We start from the raw sequence: 19,218 nt of genomic DNA on the forward strand, positions 1-19,218 counted from the left end.
CTGTGCCACATGTTCCCAACCATCGGTGCACTGTGAAAATTTTCGGAGAACGCCTATGAATATCGGAGAAGCGGCCAAGGCCTCGGGCGTGTCGGCCAAGATGATTCGCTATTACGAGTCGGTGGGGCTGATTCCACCCATCCAGCGCACCGAGTCCGGCTACCGCGCGTACAGCGGGTCGGATGTGCACATGCTGCGCTTCATCCGCCGCGCACGCGACCTGGGGTTTGCGGTGGCGGAGATTCACGACCTGCTGGACCTGTGGCGGGACCGCAGCCGCAAAAGCGCGGACGTGAAGCGCGTGGCGCTGCAGCACATCCAGGACCTGCAGCGGCGCATCCAGGAGCTGCAGCAGATGTCCGACACCCTGCAGGCGCTGACCGCCTGCTGCGCGGGCGATGAACGGCCCGACTGCCCCATCCTGCAAGGGCTGGAGACGGCCGACCTCTCCGCCCCCGGCGCGGACGATGGTACGGCCCCGGCCCAAACTACCTGCTGCCCGCCCGTTCGTTAACCGCCCCCCATCACCGCAACGCCCCACAAAAAAGGCCATGGCATGTGCCATGGCCTTTGGGACGCGCGTGGCGTGGGTCAGGCGCTGCCGCCAACCCCCACGGGGTGGCGCAGCGCGCTTACTGCACCTGCGCGGGGTAGCCCGCCTCTTCCAGCGCAGCCACCACCGCGGCCTGCGGGGCCGTGGTCTGCACCTGCACCGTGTGGGTGGGGATGTCCACCGTCACCTGCGCGGCGGCATCCACGGATTGGATCGCCTTGGTCACGCTGCGGGCGCAGCCGCCGCAGGTCATGCTGTCGATGTGAAATTGCATGGCAAAACTCCTGGTCAAAATGCAATGGCGCCAGACTAAGGCTTGCCATGATGGGAAGGTCAAGCCCTTGCGCCACGCAGGGTTGGCAGGCGTGCACACCCTAAAAAACAGAGCAGACTGCGCTGATCCTGCGTGTGCTAGAGAGTGAAAGCACCCAACAAAGCACGCACCCCAGATCTTGGGACTTCCCTGGTGCCCTGCAGCCCACCCGCCGCACGTGCGCCCAGGCCCACATGCCGGCTCCACGGCAGGCCACAGAGACCGGGCGGCCATGTCCACCAGCGGCAAGCCCGGATCCCCCCCACAGGCCTCTGACGGTCCCGTGGATCGGCTACACCACCGCACGCTCTGTGCCTGCCGCCGCACGCGCACCAAGGTGGCCCGCAAAGCGCTACATTCACGCCCTATGTCTGCGCAGCGCCCCACCTTTTTGCTTCCCATCCTGGCCATCCTGGGCTCCATCGCCTTTTTGTGCACCGGCACCTCCTGGGCCAAGCACAGCCTGTTCCCGGAGATCGGTGCGCAGGGCACGACGGCGCTGCGATTGGGCTTTGCCGCCGCGCTGATGCTGCTGTTCTGGCGCCCCTGGCGGGCCCCCATCGCACGCCACGATCTGCGCTCCATCGCGCTGTACGGCGCCACGCTGGGCGTCATGTGCCTGTCGTTCTACCTGTCGCTGCGCACCCTGCCGTTCGGCGTTGCCGTAGCGATCCAATTTGCCGGCCCCCTGTCCGTCGCCGTCTGGTCATCGCGCCGGCCGCTGGACTATGGGTGGATCGCCCTGGCCGTGCTGGGCCTGGGCCTGCTGTTGCCCCTGGGCCACGACGTGAACACGCTCAACCCCGCCGGCATCGCCTACGCCGCGTTCGGCGCCATTGGCTGGGCCTCCTACATCGTCTTTGGCAAGCGCGTGGGCCACCTGCCCATCAGCATCACCGCCCCCCTGGGCGCAGCGGTGGCCGCCCTGGTGGTGGTGCCCGTGGGCGTGGCCCATGCCGGCGCGGCGCTGCTGTCGCCCAGCGTGCTGCTGACCGGCCTGGCCGTGGCCCTGATCTCCAGCGCCATCCCGATCTCGCTGGAGCTGTTCGCCCTCAAGCACCTGCCCAAACACGTCTTCGGCACCATGATCAGCATGGAACCCGCCGTAGCCGCGCTCCTGGCCCTGGTGTTTTTGGGCGAGGTGCTGAGCTTCACGCAGTGCGTGGCAATTGCGTTGATCATGACCGCCTCCATGGGCTGCGCCTTGACGGCCCAGGCGCGGCGGTCCAAGCCGGTGCCCGCGGTGGCGGAGGCTGCTTGATCTAAAAGCATAGCTGGTAGCGCTTTCTGCATCAGCGCTAGAGGCTTCAAAGGCTTGAAACCGTTGGACGTGGTTTCAAGCCTTTTTTGTGGGTGTGCTTCTTGTTTGGTTTTTGCTGTGTGTTTGCTTGCAGAGGCCGGTAGTCGACCGGCGGCGACCCGATTTCTTTTGTCTTGCCAAAAGAAACCGGGGAAAGAAAAGGCGCGCCTTGCAGGCGGCCGATCCGGCGGAACTCGCTGCGCGCCTCTGGCGCTTCGCTCAAACAGCCGCCGGAAATTTGATTGTTTATCCTTGGCACGCGCGACGCTTACGCGCGCGTGGGGTAGTGCCGTTAGCGCTCCGCCAACTATGGCGGCTATCGGCCAGTTGCAGTCCTTGGGGCTGCTCCTGCAAGGGACTGCTTTTGGCTGCGTGAGCGGTCTGTCGCCGGATGGCAGCTTGATGGGGCAACGCGATAAACCGAGGGCACCCATCAGCGGTCCTTCATGACGGCCAGCGATCGACCCTGAGCCGCCATCCAGCGATAAGCGCGAAAGCCGTCACTCATTGGCCAATATGGTCTGAAAACCTCGACTTCCTGCAAGCCCATGTCACGCGAGGTCGCAAACCGTACATTGCACATAGACATGCTCCGTGCGGAGGTTATAGTGCTTGTTACAAATTAGCTAGTGGATCTGATTCAACAACCGTGCAGTGCGTAACACAGGAGAAGCGGCGGGTTTCATGGCCGAATTTAGAACTGTATTTTCATCCAGTACACCTACCGCAAGGCCTGGCTTCAAGCCCCTTGCGGTATTTCTTGCGTTCAAATTTAGACCGGAAGCGCCAGATATGGAATGCGCTTTTTTGCGGTCTACATTACGTTCGGCGTCATGAACACCCTCCTCACTAACGCCATTTCCGCAGTCCGACTTGGAGTGGAGGACTACCAATCGCCTGATCGTGCCCGGCTTACGTCGGCAGTAAGAAACATCACCGCGGGTGTACTGCTACTGTTCAAAGAGAAACTGCGGCGACTTTCTCCGCCAAGCTCAGATGAGGTATTGCTGAAGGAAAGGCTTCGTCCCACACTTTCTTCGACTGGACAACTCACATTTATCGGGGCCGGTCGAAAGACTGTTGATGTTCAACAAATCAAAGACCGCTTTGAAGCCCTCGGGGTATCTGTCGATTGGAAGCGCTTCGACCAACTAGTCCGCTTTCGGAACGACCTCGAACATTACTACACAACCGCTGCGCCTGCCGCCGTGCAAGGTGCTCTCGCCGATACGTTCGCCGTTCTTCGCTCCTTCGTGACAGTAGAGCTTGAAGCCGAGCCGCTCGATTTGCTAGGTGTAGCGACTTGGCATTTCCTGTTGGAGCAATCCACCGTATTCGAAGCCCAGCTTGCAGCCTGCCGCGCCGATCTGGACAAGATTGATTGGCCTGATGCCGTGTATGCGGACATAGCATCAGAACTTCGCTGCGTTCATTGTCATTCTGAACTAGTGAAGCCCGTCGAAACGGACGTCGAGTATCTTCAGTCACTTGAGTTCTTATGCACGTCTTGTGGCGAAGTGTCCGAGTTTGATGACGTCGTGGGAGAGGCAATCTCCGAGGCTTTCGCTGGAGAAGCGTACATAGCCATGACCGACGGTGGTGACCCTCCAATTGTTGATTGTCACGACTGCGGTCAGCACGCCTTTCACGTCGAAACCGGTGCCTGTTTGCTCTGCCGCGGTACGTTGCAGCACACAGAATGCGCCTTCTGCGGTGAGTCCCTTGGACCTGACGATCAGGACAACGGCGGCCTTTGTGGGTATCACAAGTGGCAAGTCGAGAAGGACGCCTGATGGCGCCCGTTAATTTGAACGTTAGATTTTTCGACCACCCCCATTCCGACCAAACCCTTCCATCAGTGAGCAAAGATGATTGTTACGCTTAAGAACATCAAGAGAATTCGCGAGTTGCGATTTAATATCCCAGGTTCTGGCGTATGGGTTCTAACTGGTTTAAATGGATCCGGAAAGACCAGTCTGTTTGCTTCAATCTATCGAATGCATGCTCAGCATGCATTTCAAAGATTTTATAAAACAAGCCCACTTGAACACCGCCTAGACTCTTACGATTCGGCAGAGATTGAGTATGAGATAAACGAGGAAGTGGTCAAATATCACTACGGCGGGCAACGTTGGAGGGCAACCCCCAGAAGAAACGCCAAGTTATTTGACCATTCCCCCTACCCATCAATTGAGTATATAGAGGCAAGCGCCGATCGAATTGAGCCATTTCCTGATGAAATACAGCCAAGACGACTCAGGCAGGCATCCGCCCAACTAAAGTCATTTCTGGAGAATGTGCTAGGCGACGAGAAATGGGACAACCTTCACTACGTGAACACACAACGTGGCGTAGGCAGCGCCGCATATCTAATCCCCTATAAAGTAGGCGGCAGGAATTACTACTATTCTGAGAAGAGCTTTAGCCTGGGTGAGTTGTGCGTATTAAAGCTGGGAAAGAAGATATGCGCAGTGGAGGAGCGTAGCTTGCTGTTAATCGATGAAGTCGAAATGGCTCTGCATCCGCAGGCGCAAGTACGTCTTTTGCGAAAAATTGCCGAAGTGGCGACAGAGAAGAATTTGACAGTTCTTTTTTCAACGCACTCCGCAACCCTCATAAAAAACGCTAACAGAAAAAATCTAATCCATCTCAAAACCGGTGACGATGGTGTCGTTTCTGTGACGAAGGGGGCTTTCCCTGCGCAAGTATTGGGCGACGTTGCATTCGATGACGAGCTCGCGGCAGATTTTGTCTTCTATGTTGAAGACAAGCAGGCAAAACTGCTTGCCGAACAGATGTTTGGCATGTACATGGCACATTGTCACCCGGATGCAAAATATAGACCTTTATACAAAGTTGCTCCAGTGGGCGGATTTGTGCAAGTCCTAGAAATGCTCAATAGCTCATCTGGCATCTTCCCCAGCCATGTCAAGCGATATGCCTTGCTGGACGCAGACGTAAAAACAGAATCACTGGCAGAAGCGCAACGACAAAACAACCAAGCCCTATTGGCATTATTCAACAATAGTGCGAATTGTGTAACATACCTGCCGTGCACACCGGAGCAAGGCCTAATTGATCTCTTCGAAGTCCAGGCAGTAGCAAACAATGATTTGCTAAATCAATTAAACGGGATGTTCCCGGGGCATGCGATAAATATTAGAAGCCTAACAACGGCAGTTGACTACTTGCAGCTAACAAAAGCCAATATCAGAGATCGCTCAAAAGACCGACTGAAGAATATTGTCACAAAAGTTGCTGGGGTAACCGGCATAGATGAAATTCACGTGAGACGCACCATGTACAACGAGTATTGCAAACACAAATACTCCGGCAAAAATATTGGTCAACTTCGACGTCTGCTGGGTCCAATTTTCAACGCTCGATAGCCTTGAAAAAATCTAACTGTCGGTTCAACGCGGACGCCAACACTGGCCATGCCTTCGGCATTTTCATGGCCTGTGTTGGTGCCCTTCAGTCGCTGCGCTCCTTACGGCGCAGGTAAACCTAAGCGTTGAAGGTCCGCTTCCATGGCTTGCGACGGGGACCACTCAGGGTCGTTTGCTGGTCGACGCGACGACCGCTGGCGGGGAACTCAGCCTTGTAGGGTTGGCGCGCAGAATCTTGCGTCAGGGAACGAACGCTAACGTCGGCAGCAGACATTGGGCACCGAGGCGCGAACGACAGCAACGGGTCGAAAGCAGCCTCTCAAACTTCTTAGCTCTACTTGCCAAAGCCCCCGCGCGCGCAAGCGTCGCGCCCCACTTGGGTGGTGTCCTTCATATTTCCGGCGGCTGTTTGAACGCAGCGACGCAGGAGCGCAGTGAGTTCCGCCGGACCAGCCCACTGCAAGCGTCGTCTTTTCTTTCCCCGGTTTCTTTTGACGAAGCAAAAGAAACCGGGTCGCCGCCGCGCGATAAGCGGCCTCTGCAAACAAACACACCGCAAACGCCAAACCAAGAAGCACAACAAAAACATAGCTACCAGCGCTTACCAGATAAGCGCTAGAGCCAAAAAAAACTAACAATTAAAAAAGGCCCACAACCTCAGCCGTGAGCCTTTGAATAAAAACCAAGTTTTGAAAGCAGCTTTCCCAACGCTGCCCCACGTTCAATGCACGTGCGCAATGTCCGGAATCGCTGCCATCAAATCCTTGGTATAGGCATGCTGCGGATCGTCCAGCACCACCTGCGCATCGCCCACTTCCACCAGCTTGCCGCGCTGCATGACGCCGATGTCGTCGCACATGTGGCGGATCACGGCCAGGTTGTGGCTGATGAGCAGGTAGGTCAGGCCAAACTCGTCCTGCAGGTCGCGCATCAGGTTCAGCACCTGGGCCTGCACGGACACGTCCAGGGCCGAGGTCGGTTCGTCGCAGATGATGAACTCGGGCTTGCTGGCCAGAGCGCGCGCCACGGCGATGCGCTGGCGTTGGCCGCCCGAGAACTGGTGCGGGTACTTCTTGGCGTCGTCGGGCTTCATGCGCACGCGGCGCAGGGCTTCCTGCACGCGCTCGGCCGTCTCGGCGGGGCCTGAGGTCAGGCCCAGCACCACCAGGGGTTCGGCAATCAACTGCTCCACCGTCCAGCGTGGATTCAGGCTGGCGTACGGGTCCTGGAAGATCATCTGGAAGCGCCGGCGCATGGCCACGGTGTTGGCCGCGGGGCTCCATTTGTCCACGCCGTCGAACAGGATCTGCCCGCTGGTGGGCGGGGTCAACCCGGCCACCATGCGCGCCACCGTGGATTTGCCGGAGCCGGATTCGCCCACCAGGCCGAAGGTCGTGCCCTTGCGGATGCGGAAGCTGACGTGGTCGGCCGCCTTGAGGATCTTCTTCTCCTCGCGCGCCAGCAGGCGGGCCAGCCAGCCAGCCGACAGGTCATAGTCCTTGCACAGGTCTTTGACCTCCAACAGCGGCTTGGCGCTGGCGGCATCGGCGCCCGCAGCGACATCTTTGGGCGTCCACGGCACGGCCTTGGCGACCGGGCCACCGCCCACTTCGGGCACGGGCAGGCGTTCCACGCGCTGGTGCACGCTGGGGATGGCGGCCATCAGCACCTGGGTGTAGGGGTCGCGCGGGGCGTCCAGCACCTGGCGCACGGGCCCGGTTTCCAGCACCCGGCCGTGGTACATGACCATGACGCGGTCGGCCGTCTCGGCGATCACGCCCATGTCGTGCGTGATCAGCATGGCAGCGGCACCGCGCTCCTTGCACACGCGGCGCAGCAGGGCAATGATCTGCGCCTGCACCGACACGTCGAGCGCCGTGGTGGGCTCGTCGGCAATGATCAGCTCGGGCTCGGCGCACAGCGCCAGGGCAATCGCCACGCGCTGGCGCATGCCACCCGAGAACTGGTGCGGGTACTGCGCCATGCGCTCCTTGGCATGGGGAATCTCCACCTCTTCCAGCAGCGCCAGGGCGCGGGCTTCGGCTTCCTTCTCGCTCACCGGCAGGTGAGTGCGGATGGTTTCGACCAGGTGGTCGCCCACGGTGTAGACCGGGTTCAGGCTGGTCAGCGGGTCCTGGAAGATGGTGCCGATGCGCTTGCCGCGGATGCGGCGCAGGTCTTCGCCCTGCAGGTGGTCGATGCGCAGGCCCTGCAGCTCCACCGTGCCGCCGGAGATGCGGCCCGGGGCCTCGATCAGGCCGGTGACGGCCGAGCCGGTCATGGACTTGCCGGCGCCGGATTCACCGACCACGCCCAGGATTTCGCCGGGGAAGATGTCGAAGGAGACGTCGTGCAGCACGTGCACGGGGCCCTTGTAGGTGTCGAAGGTGACGCTGAGGTTGCGCACGCGCAGCACGGGGGTGCCGGTGACATCACCGGCAGGCACGGGTTGGTGTGTGTCTGGGGTCATGTTCATTGCAGCTTGGGGTTCAGGGCGTCGCGCAGCCAGTCGCCGACCAGGTTCACGGACAAGGCCAGGGCCAGCAGGACCAGCGAGGGGAACAGCAAGATCCACCATTCACCGGAGAACAAGAAGCTCTGGCCGATGCGGATCAGCGTGCCCAGCGAGGGCGCGGTGGGTGGCAGGCCCACACCGAGGTAGGACAGCGTGGACTCGGCCACGATGGCGTGCGCAAAGCTGATGGTGGCGATCACCAGGATGGGCGCCAGCATGTTGGGCAGGATGTGCTTGGTGAGGATGGCGGTCTTGCTGCGGCCGATGAGCTGGGCGGCCAGCACATAGTCCTTCTGCTTTTCCACCATCACGGCGCCGCGCACGGTGCGCGCGTACTGCACCCAGTCGGACAGACCGATGGCGATGATGATCACGAACACGGCCATGTCGTCGCGGTAGCCCTCGGGCAGCAGGCCGCGCGCGATGCCGAAGATCAGCAGCGCCACCAGGATGACCGGGAAGGTCAGCTGCACGTCGGCGATGCGCATCAGCAGGGTGTCGAACCAGCCACCGGCATAGCCGGCGATCAGGCCCAGCGGCACACCGATGATCAGCGACAGCGCCACGGCCGACACGCCCACGAACACGGACATGCGCAGGCCATACAGGATGGCCGAGTACACGTCACGGCCCTGGTCGTCCGCCCCCAGGGGGTAGAACATCTCACCCATGCCCTGGCTCCAGGGTGGGGTGAAGGCGTCCATCAGGTCCAGGCTGCCCGGATCGAAGGGGTTGTGCAGCGCCAGCAGCGGCGCGCAAATGGTGGCCAGCACCAGCAGGGCCAGCACGCCGGTGGCCACTTGGACCAGGCGCGAACGGGCAAAAGCGCGCTTGACGGGCGAGTCGCTGGCCTTCCAGCCGGTCGGGGCCGGCGCGGGTTTGAGAGATTCGGTCATTGCAGCCCCCTTATTTCTTTCGCAGGCGGGGGTCCACCAGCACATACAAAAAGTCCACGAACAGGTTGATCACCACGTACAGCAGCGCGATGAACATCAGGTAGGCGGCAATCAGCGGCACGTCCACACCCTGCACCGAGGAGATGAACAACAGGCCCACGCCCGGCCACTGGAACACGGTTTCCGTGACGATGGCAAAGGCGATCAGCGAGCCGATCTGCAGGCCGGCAATGGTGATCACGGGGATCAGCGTGTTGCGCAGCGCATGGCCGAAGTACAGGCTTTTCTCATGCAGGCCGCGCGCACGGCCGAAGCGGATGTAGTCGGAGCGCAGCACCTCCAGCATCTCGGCACGCACCAGGCGCATGATCAGCGTCATGTTGTAAAAGCCCAGCGTGATGGCCGGCATGATGAGCGCCGCCCAGCCCGAGGCCGTGAGGAAACCGGTTTCCCAGCCGCCGATCTTGACGGTCTCGCCCCGCCCGAAGGACGGCAGCCAGCGCAATTCGACGGCGAACAGATAGATCAGACCAATACCAATCAGGAAGGTCGGAAGTGACACACCCACCAGCGACACCGTCATGATGGAGCGGCTGAGCCACCCATCCTTGCGGATCGCGGTATAGACACCCAGCACCACGCCGATCACCAGCGCCAGCACGGCGGCGGTCATGGCCAGCTCCAGCGTGGCGGGCAGACGTTCGGCAATCACGTCGGCCACCGGGCGCTTCAAGCGGTACGAGATCCCCAGATCCCCCTGCACCACCTTGCCCACATAGGACAGGTATTGCATGGGGACGGATTTGTTGAAGCCCAGCTCTTCGACCAGGGCTGTGCGTTCTTCCAGCGTGGCGTCTTCGCCCAACAAGCTGATGGTGGGATCGCCGATGTGGCGGAACACCATGAAGGAAATAAGCGAGACGGCCAGCAGTACCAAAACTGACTGGCCCAGTCTGCGCAGCAGATGGACCAGCATGGTTTTACTTCGCGTTCTTGTTGATCTTCACGTCCTTGAAGTGCAACACGTTGTCGGGGTGCACGGGAACGTCGATGGATTTGACCGAGGCGAAATGGATGACCTGGTCATGCAGCGGGATGTAGAAACGGTCCTTTTGCACCACCTTCCAGATGTCCTTGATCGTGGCGTTGCGCTTGGCCACATCGCTTTCCGAGGACAGCGAGATGATCTTGGCGTCCAGATCGGGGTTGCTGTAGTGCGTGGCGTTCTGCGCGCCGCGGCCTTCCTTGCCGCGCGTGGCAACCAGGAAGTCGAAGATGTAGGCCGAGTCATAGGTCGGCACGCCCCAGCCGTACAGGTAGAAGTCGCTGTCGGCATTGACGATGGACACGCTGTGCTGCGCGATGGGGCGCGAGGACACTTCGGTCTTGATGCCCACGCGGCCCAGGAAGCCGGCAATCGCGGTGCTGATGGCTTCGTCGTTCACGTAGCGGTCGTTGGGGGTGTGCAGGGTGATGGTGAAGCCTTCGGGGTAGCCCGCTTCCTTCAGCAGCGCCTTGGCCTTGTTCACGTCGGCCTTGGGGTAGGCCGCCATGGCCTTGTCGTAGCCGTTGACGAACGGAGGCGCCATCACGCCCGAGGGGTTGGACAGGCCGCGCATCACCGAGCGCTTGATGGCGTCACGGTCGATGGCCAGTTCCATGGCTTCACGCACCTTGGGGTCGGCCAGGGGGTTCTTGCCCTTGACGTTGCTGGACTTCAGCTCGGGCGATCCGACATTCAGCCCCAGGAAGATGGAGCGGTTTTCCGGACCTTCGTTGATGCGCAGCTTGGCATCCTGCTTCAGGCGTGCCACGTCCTGCGCGGGGATGTCCTGGGCAAAGTCCACCTCGCCGGACAGCAAGGCCGCCACGCGGGTGGCGGGCGACTTGATGGGCAGGTACACCAGCTCGGTCACCTGCAGCGGGAACTGGCCCTTGCCCCAGTAGTTGGGGTTTTGCTTCATCACCGTGCGGCTGTCCACCTCGCGCGTGGTCAGCACGAAGGCGCCCGTGCCATTGACGGCACGCGTGGCACCGTTTTCGGTCTTGCTGGTGGCGTCCTGGGTTTCCAGCGCGCCATTGGCCTTGGCCCACTCCTCATTCATGATGAAGATGTTGGTCAGGTTGTTCGGGAAAATCAGGTTCGGGCCCTTGGTCTTGACGTGCACCGTCAGGTTGTCCACGGCGGTGATGCTGTCCACCGAGGCCAGCAGCGACTTGACCTGGGCGTTGGGGCCCTTGGCACGGTTCAGCGAGAAAACCACGTCCTTGGCCGTCAGCGGCTTGCCGTCGTGGAACTTCACATTCGGACGGATCTTGAATTCCCAGACCGTGGGGTCGTTCGCCAGCATCTTCCACTCGGTGGCCAGCAGCGGCTGCAGCTTGCCGTCCTTGGTGCGGTTCAGCAGGGTTTCATACATCTGGTGCATCAACACGAAGTTGGTGCCCGTGTTGAACACGTGGGGGTCCAGGGTGGTCACGTCGGCCGATCGGGACCAGCGCACGGTCTCTGCCTGTGCCAGTGCGGCGGAGGTCAGCAGGCCGGCGGCCAGCATGGCGGTGCCCAGAGTCTTCAAAATCATCTTCGTCTCCATAAGAAGGTGAAAGGTTGACGGTATGCCACGGGCCGCCCGGGAGCGGCGCTAGGGTTAGGCCTAGCAAGCAAGAAGTGCTCCTGTTGCGGTGCGTACCGTCTGTCGCTTGTGTTGTTATGCGCTCATCTTTATATCGAAGCACACCCAACGCCACGCAATAAGCTCATGCATTTCTGTGCCTTCACGCAAAAATCCTTGTGTGACCGCCCCAGGCACGGTATGCGCGAATGCCGGACAATGGGGGGCGCCCACTTCCGCGGTGGCCGCACGCTCTGTTTTGACTCTGGGCGCCAACCCGCCCGTTTGCCGCATGCACGCTACCCGTATCGTTGCCATCCGCCATGGCGAAACTTCCTGGAATGTCGATGCCCGTATCCAGGGGCATCTGGACATTCCCCTGAACGACATGGGCCTGTGGCAGGCCCAGCGTGCCGGTGCTGCGCTGGCCGACGAGCACTTTGACGCCATCTACAGCAGCGACCTGCAGCGCGCCCTGGTGACCGCCCAGGCCCTGGGCCAGGCCACGGGCTGCCCGGTGCAGCCCGACACCGGGCTGCGCGAGCGCTGCTTTGGCAGCTTCGAGGGCCGCACCTTCCACGACATCGAGGCCAGCGCGCCCGAGCACGCGCGGCGCTGGCGCAAGCGCGACCCCGAATTCGTGCCCGATGGAGGGGGCGAGTCGCTGCACATGCTGCGCGGGCGCATCCAGCACACCGTGGACCGCCTGGCGGCCCAGCACCTGGGCGGGCAGATCGCCCTGGTGGCACACGGCGGCGTGATGGACATCCTGTACCGCCTGGCCACGCGCCAGGACCTGCAGGCCCCGCGCGCCTGGGAGCTGGGCAACGCCGCCATCAACCGCCTGCTGTGGACGCCCGAGGGCCTGACCCTGGTCGGCTGGGGCGATGTCAGCCACCTGCAGCACACCAGCCGCGATGAATTCGTGAGCTAAAAACAACAAAAAAGAAACCAAGCGCGCCCACCCCGCGCCGATGTTTCAGGCCTTTTTGGCCGTAAACGACCGCAGGACGGGCGCCAGGCGCTCTGCTTTTAGTGGCTGGCCGACCACGGCGTGCCGTCGGCCGCCAGGGTTTCCCCCTTCTTCTGCGTGATCAGGCCATAGCACTCGGGGTGGCGGTGCAGGTCGAAGTTGAAGGTGGTGCGCTTGTAGACGGCGCAGAAATCCAGGTCGGCCCGGCCCAGCACCACCTCGTCGCCCTTGGTCACGCAGCGCGCCACCACCTCGCCGCTGGGCGCCACCAGCAGGCTGCCGGCAATGCTGTCCACGCCCTCTTCCACCCCGCCCTTGGCCACGCTGGCCACCCAGCAGCCGTTCTGGTAGGCCCCGGCCTGCACGGACAGCTGGTTGTGGAACAGCGACAGGTCATCGTGCTGCGGCGCGGGGGCGTTGTGCACCGGCGTGTTGTAGCCGATGAAGATCATCTCCGCCCCCTGCAGCGCCATCACGCGGTAGCTCTCGGCCCAGCGGCGGTCGTTGCACAGCGCCATGCCCACGGTGCCGCCAAAGGCCTGGTACACATCGAAGGACTTGCCAGGTGTGAAATAGCGCTTTTCCAGGTGCTGAAACTGGCGCCAGGGCTCGTGCTCGAAATGGCCGGGCACATGGATCTTGCGGTACTTGCCCACTATTGAACCCGTGCGGTCCACCAGGATGGCGGTGTTGTACTGCACCAGGGCCGCCCCCTCTTCGGCCAGCTCGGCGTAGCCCAGGTAAAAGCCGATGCCCAGGGTGCGCGCCAGGTCGAACAGCGGCTGCGTGTCGGCATTCGGCATGCTGCGCTCGTAGTAGCGGTGCAGCTCGGCCCCATCCTCGATGTACCAGCGCGGGAAGAAGGTGGTCAGCGCCAGCTCGGGGTAGACGATGACATCCGCCCCCAGGCTGTGGGCCTCGCGCATCATGGCGCACAGGCGGCGCACCACGCTGGCGCGGGAGTCGGCCTTCTGCACCGGACCCAGTTGGCCCAGGGCGACATTGACGATACGGGTCATAGCATTCTCTCTTTCAAAACCATAGCTGCCAGCGCTCTTAGAGCAAGGGCTGGTGGCCAATTTCATTCATATTGCAATCGATCAGGTGCTACCACCGCCCTGTGCGCCTGGCGCAGCCCACACCAGGGCCGCCGAGCCAGGGCTGCCCCGCAGCGAGGGCGGCGTCCCCCTGCCCGCAACGCGCTGCGGCGCGAGAGCGGGGGCAAGGCGCGCAGCGCCGCAGGGGGTGTCCCTCACCGCCCCGCCCGCTCCAGCAGCACCTGCAGCAGCACATTCGCACCCTGCTCCAGCTGTTCGGGCGCGGTGTGCTCGCGCACGTTGTGCGACAGCCCGCCGGCCGAGGGCACGAACACCATGGCCGTGGGACAGACCCGAGCCAGCATCTGCGCATCGTGGCCGGCACCACTGGGCATGCGCAGCGTGGACAGGCCCTGGGCCCGCGCATGCCGCTCCACGCTGGCCACCAGGTCCGCATCGAAGGCCACGGGGGCAAAGTCGGCCAGCTGGCGGTGCTGGAACTGCACGCCGCTGCGCAGGGCCATGGCCCGGGCAAAGGCCAGCACCTCGGCCTGGGCGTCGCGCAGGCGCTGCCCGTCGGTGTTGCGCAGGTCCACGGTCATCACCGCCTGGTTGGGGATGACGTTGATCAGGTTGGGCCTGAGCTGCAGGGCCCCCACCGTGCCCAGCTGGCGACCGCCGTAGCGCGCCACCAGTTCGGCCACAAACACCGCCGTGCGCATGGCGCACTCGCCGGCGTCGTGGCGCAGCGCCATGGGCGTGGTGCCCGCATGGTTGCTGGTACCGTCGAAGGTGAATTCCATCCAGCAGATGCCCTGCACGCCCTCGACCACCCCGATGGCGGTGGCCTGCTGCTCCAGCACCGGGCCCTGCTCGATGTGCAGCTCCACAAAGCTGTCCACCACAGGCCGGCCCACGGGGGCGCTGCCGGCATAGCCGATGCGCTGCAGCTCATCGCCCAGGCGGGCACCGTTGTCCACGGCGGGTACGGCCAGGGCCTCCTGCAGCGGCAGTCCACCGACCAGCACCAAGCTACCCAGCATGTCAGGCTGGAAGCGTGCGCCTTCCTCGTTGGTGAAGAAGGCCACCTGGATGGGCCGCCGCGGGCGCAGGCCGGCATCGCGCAGCGTGGCCACCACCTCCAGGCCGGCCATCACGCCGTAGTTGCCGTCGTACAGGCCACCGGTGCGCACGGTGTCGATGTGGCTGCCGGTCATCACCGGCGGCAGCGCCTCGGCCCCGGCATAGGTGGCGACCACGTTGCCGATCGCGTCGGCCGACACCGCCATGTCCAGGGCCTGCATCTGCGCCACGGTCCAGTCGCGCGCGGCCCGGTCGGCATCGCTCAGCGCCAGGCGGTTGGTGCCGCCGCCCTCCAGTGCACCAAAGCGGCCCAGATCGCGCAAGCGTTGCAGCAGGCGCGCGCCATCGATCTTCAGGGTCTGCGGATTCATGCCGTGCCCCGGGTGGCGGCCGTGGTGGCCTGGTCGGCGGCGCGGGCTGCCACGCTGGCGGCACTCTCGCCCACCAGCTGCGCGTACAGCACCGGATCGGTGGCGGATTCGGAGCCGAAGAACAGGATGCGGCTGTCCGCGTTCAGCCCCAGGGTGGTGCGCGCCGCCGCATCCTGGCTGGCGGCGATGGCCGCGGCCACACCGGCCACGGCCGATTCACCGGCCACTAGGATGGGGTCCTGCCCCAGGGGGTGGGCCAGCAGGCGCATGGCGGCCACGGCGGCGGCGTCGGGGATGACGCAGAACGCGTCCGTGCCCTTGTCCAGGATCTCCCAGGCCAGGTGCGAGACCTCGCCACAGGCCAGGCCGGCCATCAGCGTGTCGATATCGCCGGTCACGGCCGTGAGCTGGCGCGCCTGGGCGCTTTGTGCCAGGCAGTCGGCCTTGTCGGGCTCGACCACCACGAAGCAGGGCCGGTCGCCGGCGTCCCGCTCCCAGAAGTAGCCGCACACGGCGGCGGCCAGGCCGCCCACGCCGGCCTGCACGAACACGTGCGTGGGGCGCTGCGGCAGCTGCTGGACGGCCTCTTCCACCATCAGCTGGTAGCCCTGCATCACGTCGCGCGGTACATCCATGTAGCCGGGGTAGGAGGTGTCGGAGATCACAAAGCGGCCGTGCGCCTGGGCATCGTGGTCGGCCTGGCGCACGGCATCGTCGTAGTTGCCGGCGGTGCGCACCACTTCAGCGCCGTACTGGGCAATCGCCTGCCGGCGGCCTTCGCTGACGGTGGCGTGGATGTAGATCACGCAGGCGCAGCCGAACTGCTGCGCGCCCCAGGCCACGGAGCGGCCGTGGTTGCCGTCGGTGGCGCAGGTGACGGTGATGCCGGCGCACAGGGCACGCAGCTCGGGCGTGCGCAGGTCCTGGGTGGACAGCGTGCGGCCCAGGCGGGCGCCCAGCTCGCGGCACAGCAGGCGGGCCACGGCATAGGCCCCGCCCAGGGCCTTGAAGCTGCCCAGGCCAAAGCGGCTGCCTTCGTCCTTGTAGTGCACGGCGCCCACACCCAGGGCCTGGGCCAGCGCGGGCAGGCTGTGCAGCGGCGTGGCGGCATAGCCCGGCCACTGCGACAGTTCGTGCTGCGCCTGGGCCAGGGCATCGGCCCCGAGGATGTCGCTGCGGCGTGCGCCGTAGGGCGTCATGCGGTTGGCCCCGGGGTTGGCAAAACAGGCCACGGGCAGTGCGGGCAGGGGCGAGGGGTGGGTCATGGGTGCTTCTTTCTCGGCAGGCAGGAAAAACGGGGGGTGCGGGGACGTGCCCCTCACATCTGGGGCTCCAGGTCATCGAGGGCCACGTGCAGGCGCTCGATGCGCTGCAGGCGGGCGTGGGTGGGGGTGCGCTGCATCTGGGCCAGCGAGGCCGCCAGGAAATTCACCACGCTGACGGCACAGACATAGGAATCGAACAGGCCTTGCTGGTGCTCCGCGCCGCAGCGCAGCACCACCTGGGACTGCATGGCCAGGGCCGAGACCGGCGCATCGGTCAGCACCAGCACCTGGGCGCCGCTGCTGCGCGCGGCCGCCAGGGTGTGCCGCAGGCGCGTGCTGCGCCGGCGGAAGTCCACGGCCAACACCACGTCGCGGTCGCTGGCACAGGCCAGCAGATCGGCTTCGCGCCCGGCCACATCGTTGAGGCTGAACACCTCGCCGCGCACCTGGGCCAGCAGGGCCTGGGCATAGAAGGCGGTCACATGGCTGTGGCGGTAGCCCACGACCCAGACCTTGCGCGCCTTGTGCAGCAAGGCCAGCGCGGCCTCCAGGTGGTTGTCGGGCAGGGCCTCGGCCCATTGCTGCAGGCGCAGCGCGTCGTTGCGCAGATGGCCCTGGAACTGCACTGCCAGGCTGTCCCTGCGCCGTGAGGGCTCCATGCGCGCCAGTGGCGACTGCTGGGCCTGCAGCTCGCGCACGGCCTGGCGGAACGCGCCGAAGTCCTCATAGCCCAGGCTGCGAAAAAAGCGCGCCGCCGTGGACTTGGAAATGCCGGCCAGGTTCGCCAGCTCGGTGGCGGAATAGCCCAGCAACTCGCGCTGGCGCAGCAGCACCACATCGGCCAGCTTGCGCTCGGCCTCGGTCAGCTGTTCGTAACAGTGGCGAATGCGCGCTTCCAGTGCAGACGCGGTCAAAACATCGGGCATCAGGGGGTCTCCATCTCCATCTTGGGGCGCGCCATCCAAAAGCGTGCAGCGCCTCACCAAACAGAAACAAAAGTGCCAGAACCAAGAAACTTAGGCACCTATGTTTCAGCCATACGGCCTCCATTACGCAAAAAAAGTGCCTGTCTGCCAAGGAGCAATGGCCTGCACTGCCGACCCCTGGACCACCACGGCGCTGCAACGCAGTCCCTACCCCAATTTGTATACAGAAATATTTGTTTCACAGCCTGGCACGCAATATGCAAAGCCTCGGTCACCCTTTCACTCTGATCCTGGGAGATCCGACTCATGTCTCTGCATCGCCGTGCTTTCACCGCTGCCGCCCTCGCGGCCACCACCCTGGGCCTGTCCTGCGGCGCCTGGGCGCAGGAAGACACTTCGCTCCAGCGCGTGCTGGACAAGAAGTCCATTGCCCTGGGCATTCCCACCGACTACCCACCGTATGGCTTCATGGGCCCCGACTTCAAGCCCACGGGCGTGGACGTGGCCACGGCCCAGCTGATCGCCGACAAGCTGGGTGTCAAGGCAGAGCTGGTGCCGGTCAGCACCCCCAACCGCATCCCCTACCTGCAGTCCAAGAAGGTGGACCTGATCGTGTCCTCGCTGGGCAAGAACGCCGAGCGCGAGAAGGTCATTGACTTCACCACCTCGTACGCGCCCTTCTTCCAGGCCGTGTTCGGCCCCAAGAACATTGCCCTCAAGAGCTTTGACGACCTGGCCGACAAGACCCTGGCCGTGACGCGCGGCACCATCCAGGACGACGCCCTGGTGCAGCTGGCGCCCAAGAGCCTGAAGATCCAGCGCTTCGAGGACGACAACGCCACCATGGCCGCCTTCATGTCGCAGCAGACCCAGTTCGTGGCCGTGGGCGCCGCCGTGGCCGCCGCCGCGCTGCAAAAGAACCCCAAGGTGCAGGCCGAGTACAAGCTGCTGATCAAGGATTCGCCCAACTACGTGGGCGTGCGCAAGGGCGAGACCGCCCTGCTGAACAAGGTCAACGAGATCCTGCGCACCGCCAAGAAGGACGGCACGCTGAACAGCTATTCGCAAAAGTGGTTGGGCCGCGACATGGGCAACCTGCCGGATTGATCTTGCGACACCCCCCTGTGGCGCTGCGCGCCTTCCCCCCGCTCTCGCACCGCTGCGCGTTGCGGGCAGGGGGACGCAGCCCTCGCTGCGGGGCGGCCCTTGCTCGGCTGCTCTGGTCTGACCCTCGCCTGTTTCACGGCCCTGCCACGGGTGACACAGGCAGGCAGCGGTTTTTTGCTTTCTCCTGAATTTGGACTGTCCCCATGGAAATGGATTTCTTGCCCGTGCTGGCCAACTGGCCCATGCTGCTGAAGGGGCTGGTGCTGACCGTCGTGCTCACCGGCATCGCCCTGCCGCTGGGCATGCTGCTGGGCGTGGCCTGTGCCTGGGCACGCCTGCATGGCGGCCCCCTGCTGCGCACCGTGGTGGCCAGCTATGTGGAAGTGTTTCGCAACACGCCCTTCATCATCCAGCTGTTCTTCCTGTTCTTCGGCCTGCCCTCGCTGGGCCTGCGCATGTCGCCCGAGACGGCCAGCATCCTGGCGATGACGCTGAACCTGGGCGCCTATGCCTGCGAGCAGGTACGCGCCGGCATCGAGGCCACGCCGCGCGGCCAGATCGAGGCCGCGCAGTGCCTGGCCCTGAACCGCTGGCAGATCTTCACCCGCGTGGTGCTGCCGCCCTCGCTGGGCCGTGTCTGGCCGGCGCTGACGGGGCAGATGATCATCGTCATGCTGGGCTCGGCCGTGTGCAGCCAGATCTCGACCGAAGAAATCTCCTACGCCGCCAACCTGATCTCCAGCCGCACCTTCCGCAGCTTTGAAAGCTACATCGTGGTCACCCTCAGCTACCTGCTGCTGGCCGTGCTGCTGCGCCAGGCGCTGAACTGGCTGGGTCCCCGCTTCGTCTTTGGCCAGCGCCGCGCCTGACCGCAAGGA

At 63.6% G+C, this 19,218-nt stretch carries 17 protein-coding genes; 7 read left to right on the plus strand and 10 right to left on the minus strand.

Annotated features, from left to right (window positions below; translation table 11 throughout):
- Positions 1 to 55 precede the first annotated feature (55 nt).
- Positions 56 to 514, plus strand: coding sequence for a Cu(I)-responsive transcriptional regulator (cueR, locus tag FYM52_RS06910; protein ID WP_042420273.1), 459 nt, complete (start codon positions 56 to 58; stop codon positions 512 to 514).
- A gap of 118 nt (positions 515 to 632) precedes the next feature.
- Here the strand turns inward: cueR and FYM52_RS06915 are convergent, their stop codons facing one another.
- Positions 633 to 827, minus strand: coding sequence for a heavy-metal-associated domain-containing protein (locus FYM52_RS06915; RefSeq protein WP_042420287.1), 195 nt, complete (start codon positions 825 to 827; stop codon positions 633 to 635).
- 406 nt (positions 828 to 1,233) lie between these two features.
- On the opposite strand from FYM52_RS06915, the gene FYM52_RS06920 reads away from it, so the two are divergent.
- A complete protein-coding gene (locus FYM52_RS06920; RefSeq protein WP_154163566.1) occupies positions 1,234 to 2,127 on the plus strand; it encodes a DMT family transporter in 894 nt (297 codons plus the stop codon).
- 46 nt (positions 2,128 to 2,173) lie between these two features.
- On the opposite strand, the gene FYM52_RS06925 is transcribed toward FYM52_RS06920, so the two are convergent.
- Positions 2,174 to 2,389, minus strand: coding sequence for a hypothetical protein (locus FYM52_RS06925; RefSeq protein ID WP_154163567.1), 216 nt, complete (start codon positions 2,387 to 2,389; stop codon positions 2,174 to 2,176).
- A 610-nt stretch (positions 2,390 to 2,999) separates the two neighbouring features.
- On the opposite strand from FYM52_RS06925, the gene FYM52_RS06930 reads away from it, so the two are divergent.
- Together FYM52_RS06930 and FYM52_RS06935 are read left to right on the plus strand one after the other, a co-directional pair.
- Complete coding sequence (locus FYM52_RS06930; protein WP_154163568.1) at positions 3,000 to 3,959, plus strand: hypothetical protein; 960 nt, start codon at positions 3,000 to 3,002, stop codon at positions 3,957 to 3,959.
- 75 nt (positions 3,960 to 4,034) lie between these two features.
- Positions 4,035 to 5,555 carry an AAA family ATPase gene (locus FYM52_RS06935; protein ID WP_154163569.1) on the plus strand — a complete coding sequence of 507 codons (1,521 nt, stop codon included), beginning with the start codon at positions 4,035 to 4,037 and terminating at the stop codon, positions 5,553 to 5,555.
- Between the two features lie 721 nt (positions 5,556 to 6,276).
- On the opposite strand, the gene FYM52_RS06940 is transcribed toward FYM52_RS06935, so the two are convergent.
- The 4 genes from FYM52_RS06940 to FYM52_RS06955 are packed head-to-tail and all read right to left on the minus strand — an operon-like array spanning position 6,277 to position 11,548.
- Complete coding sequence (locus FYM52_RS06940) at positions 6,277 to 8,025, minus strand: ABC transporter ATP-binding protein (protein WP_370513808.1); 1,749 nt, start codon at positions 8,023 to 8,025, stop codon at positions 6,277 to 6,279.
- Between the two features lie 2 nt (positions 8,026 to 8,027).
- On the minus strand, positions 8,028 to 8,966 hold the full coding sequence (locus FYM52_RS06945) for an ABC transporter permease (RefSeq protein WP_042414652.1): 939 nt from the start codon (positions 8,964 to 8,966) through the stop codon (positions 8,028 to 8,030).
- Positions 8,967 to 8,976: 10 nt separating this feature from the next.
- A complete protein-coding gene (locus tag FYM52_RS06950; RefSeq protein WP_042414653.1) occupies positions 8,977 to 9,942 on the minus strand; it encodes an ABC transporter permease in 966 nt (321 codons plus the stop codon).
- Between the two features lie 4 nt (positions 9,943 to 9,946).
- A complete protein-coding gene (locus FYM52_RS06955; RefSeq protein WP_154163571.1) occupies positions 9,947 to 11,548 on the minus strand; it encodes an ABC transporter substrate-binding protein in 1,602 nt (533 codons plus the stop codon).
- A 322-nt stretch (positions 11,549 to 11,870) separates the two neighbouring features.
- On the opposite strand from FYM52_RS06955, the gene FYM52_RS06960 reads away from it, so the two are divergent.
- Positions 11,871 to 12,512, plus strand: a complete 642-nt coding sequence (locus tag FYM52_RS06960; RefSeq protein ID WP_043383178.1) for a histidine phosphatase family protein — start codon at positions 11,871 to 11,873, stop codon at positions 12,510 to 12,512.
- A gap of 98 nt (positions 12,513 to 12,610) precedes the next feature.
- Here FYM52_RS06960 and FYM52_RS06965 read toward each other — a convergent pair whose 3' ends face one another.
- The 4 genes from FYM52_RS06965 to FYM52_RS06980 form a co-directional block, all read right to left on the minus strand.
- Positions 12,611 to 13,570, minus strand: a complete 960-nt coding sequence (locus FYM52_RS06965) for an N-carbamoyl-D-amino-acid hydrolase (RefSeq protein ID WP_154163572.1) — start codon at positions 13,568 to 13,570, stop codon at positions 12,611 to 12,613.
- A gap of 233 nt (positions 13,571 to 13,803) precedes the next feature.
- A complete protein-coding gene (locus FYM52_RS06970) occupies positions 13,804 to 15,042 on the minus strand; it encodes a Zn-dependent hydrolase (RefSeq protein WP_154163573.1) in 1,239 nt (412 codons plus the stop codon).
- Positions 15,039 to 16,307, minus strand: a complete 1,269-nt coding sequence (locus FYM52_RS06975) for a diaminopropionate ammonia-lyase (RefSeq protein WP_154163574.1) — start codon at positions 16,305 to 16,307, stop codon at positions 15,039 to 15,041. The genes FYM52_RS06970 and FYM52_RS06975 overlap by 4 nt, the downstream gene beginning before the upstream one ends.
- Positions 16,308 to 16,360: 53 nt before the next feature.
- Entirely contained in the window at positions 16,361 to 17,233 is an 873-nt protein-coding gene (locus FYM52_RS06980; protein WP_042414666.1) for a MurR/RpiR family transcriptional regulator, read from the minus strand.
- A gap of 306 nt (positions 17,234 to 17,539) precedes the next feature.
- Here FYM52_RS06980 and FYM52_RS06985 point away from each other — a divergent pair, with 306 nt between their 5' ends.
- Both FYM52_RS06985 and FYM52_RS06990 read left to right on the plus strand, forming a co-directional pair.
- The gene (locus tag FYM52_RS06985) at positions 17,540 to 18,340 is read left to right on the plus strand and encodes a transporter substrate-binding domain-containing protein (protein ID WP_042414669.1); all 801 of its coding nucleotides are present in this window, start codon (positions 17,540 to 17,542) and stop codon (positions 18,338 to 18,340) included.
- A gap of 203 nt (positions 18,341 to 18,543) precedes the next feature.
- Positions 18,544 to 19,209, plus strand: coding sequence for an amino acid ABC transporter permease (locus FYM52_RS06990; protein WP_043383184.1), 666 nt, complete (start codon positions 18,544 to 18,546; stop codon positions 19,207 to 19,209).
- Positions 19,210 to 19,218: the final 9 nt, after the last annotated feature.

Source organism: Comamonas sp. CAH-2 (genome assembly GCF_009668305.1).
Lineage (GTDB): Bacteria > Pseudomonadota > Gammaproteobacteria > Burkholderiales > Burkholderiaceae_C > Comamonas > Comamonas aquatica.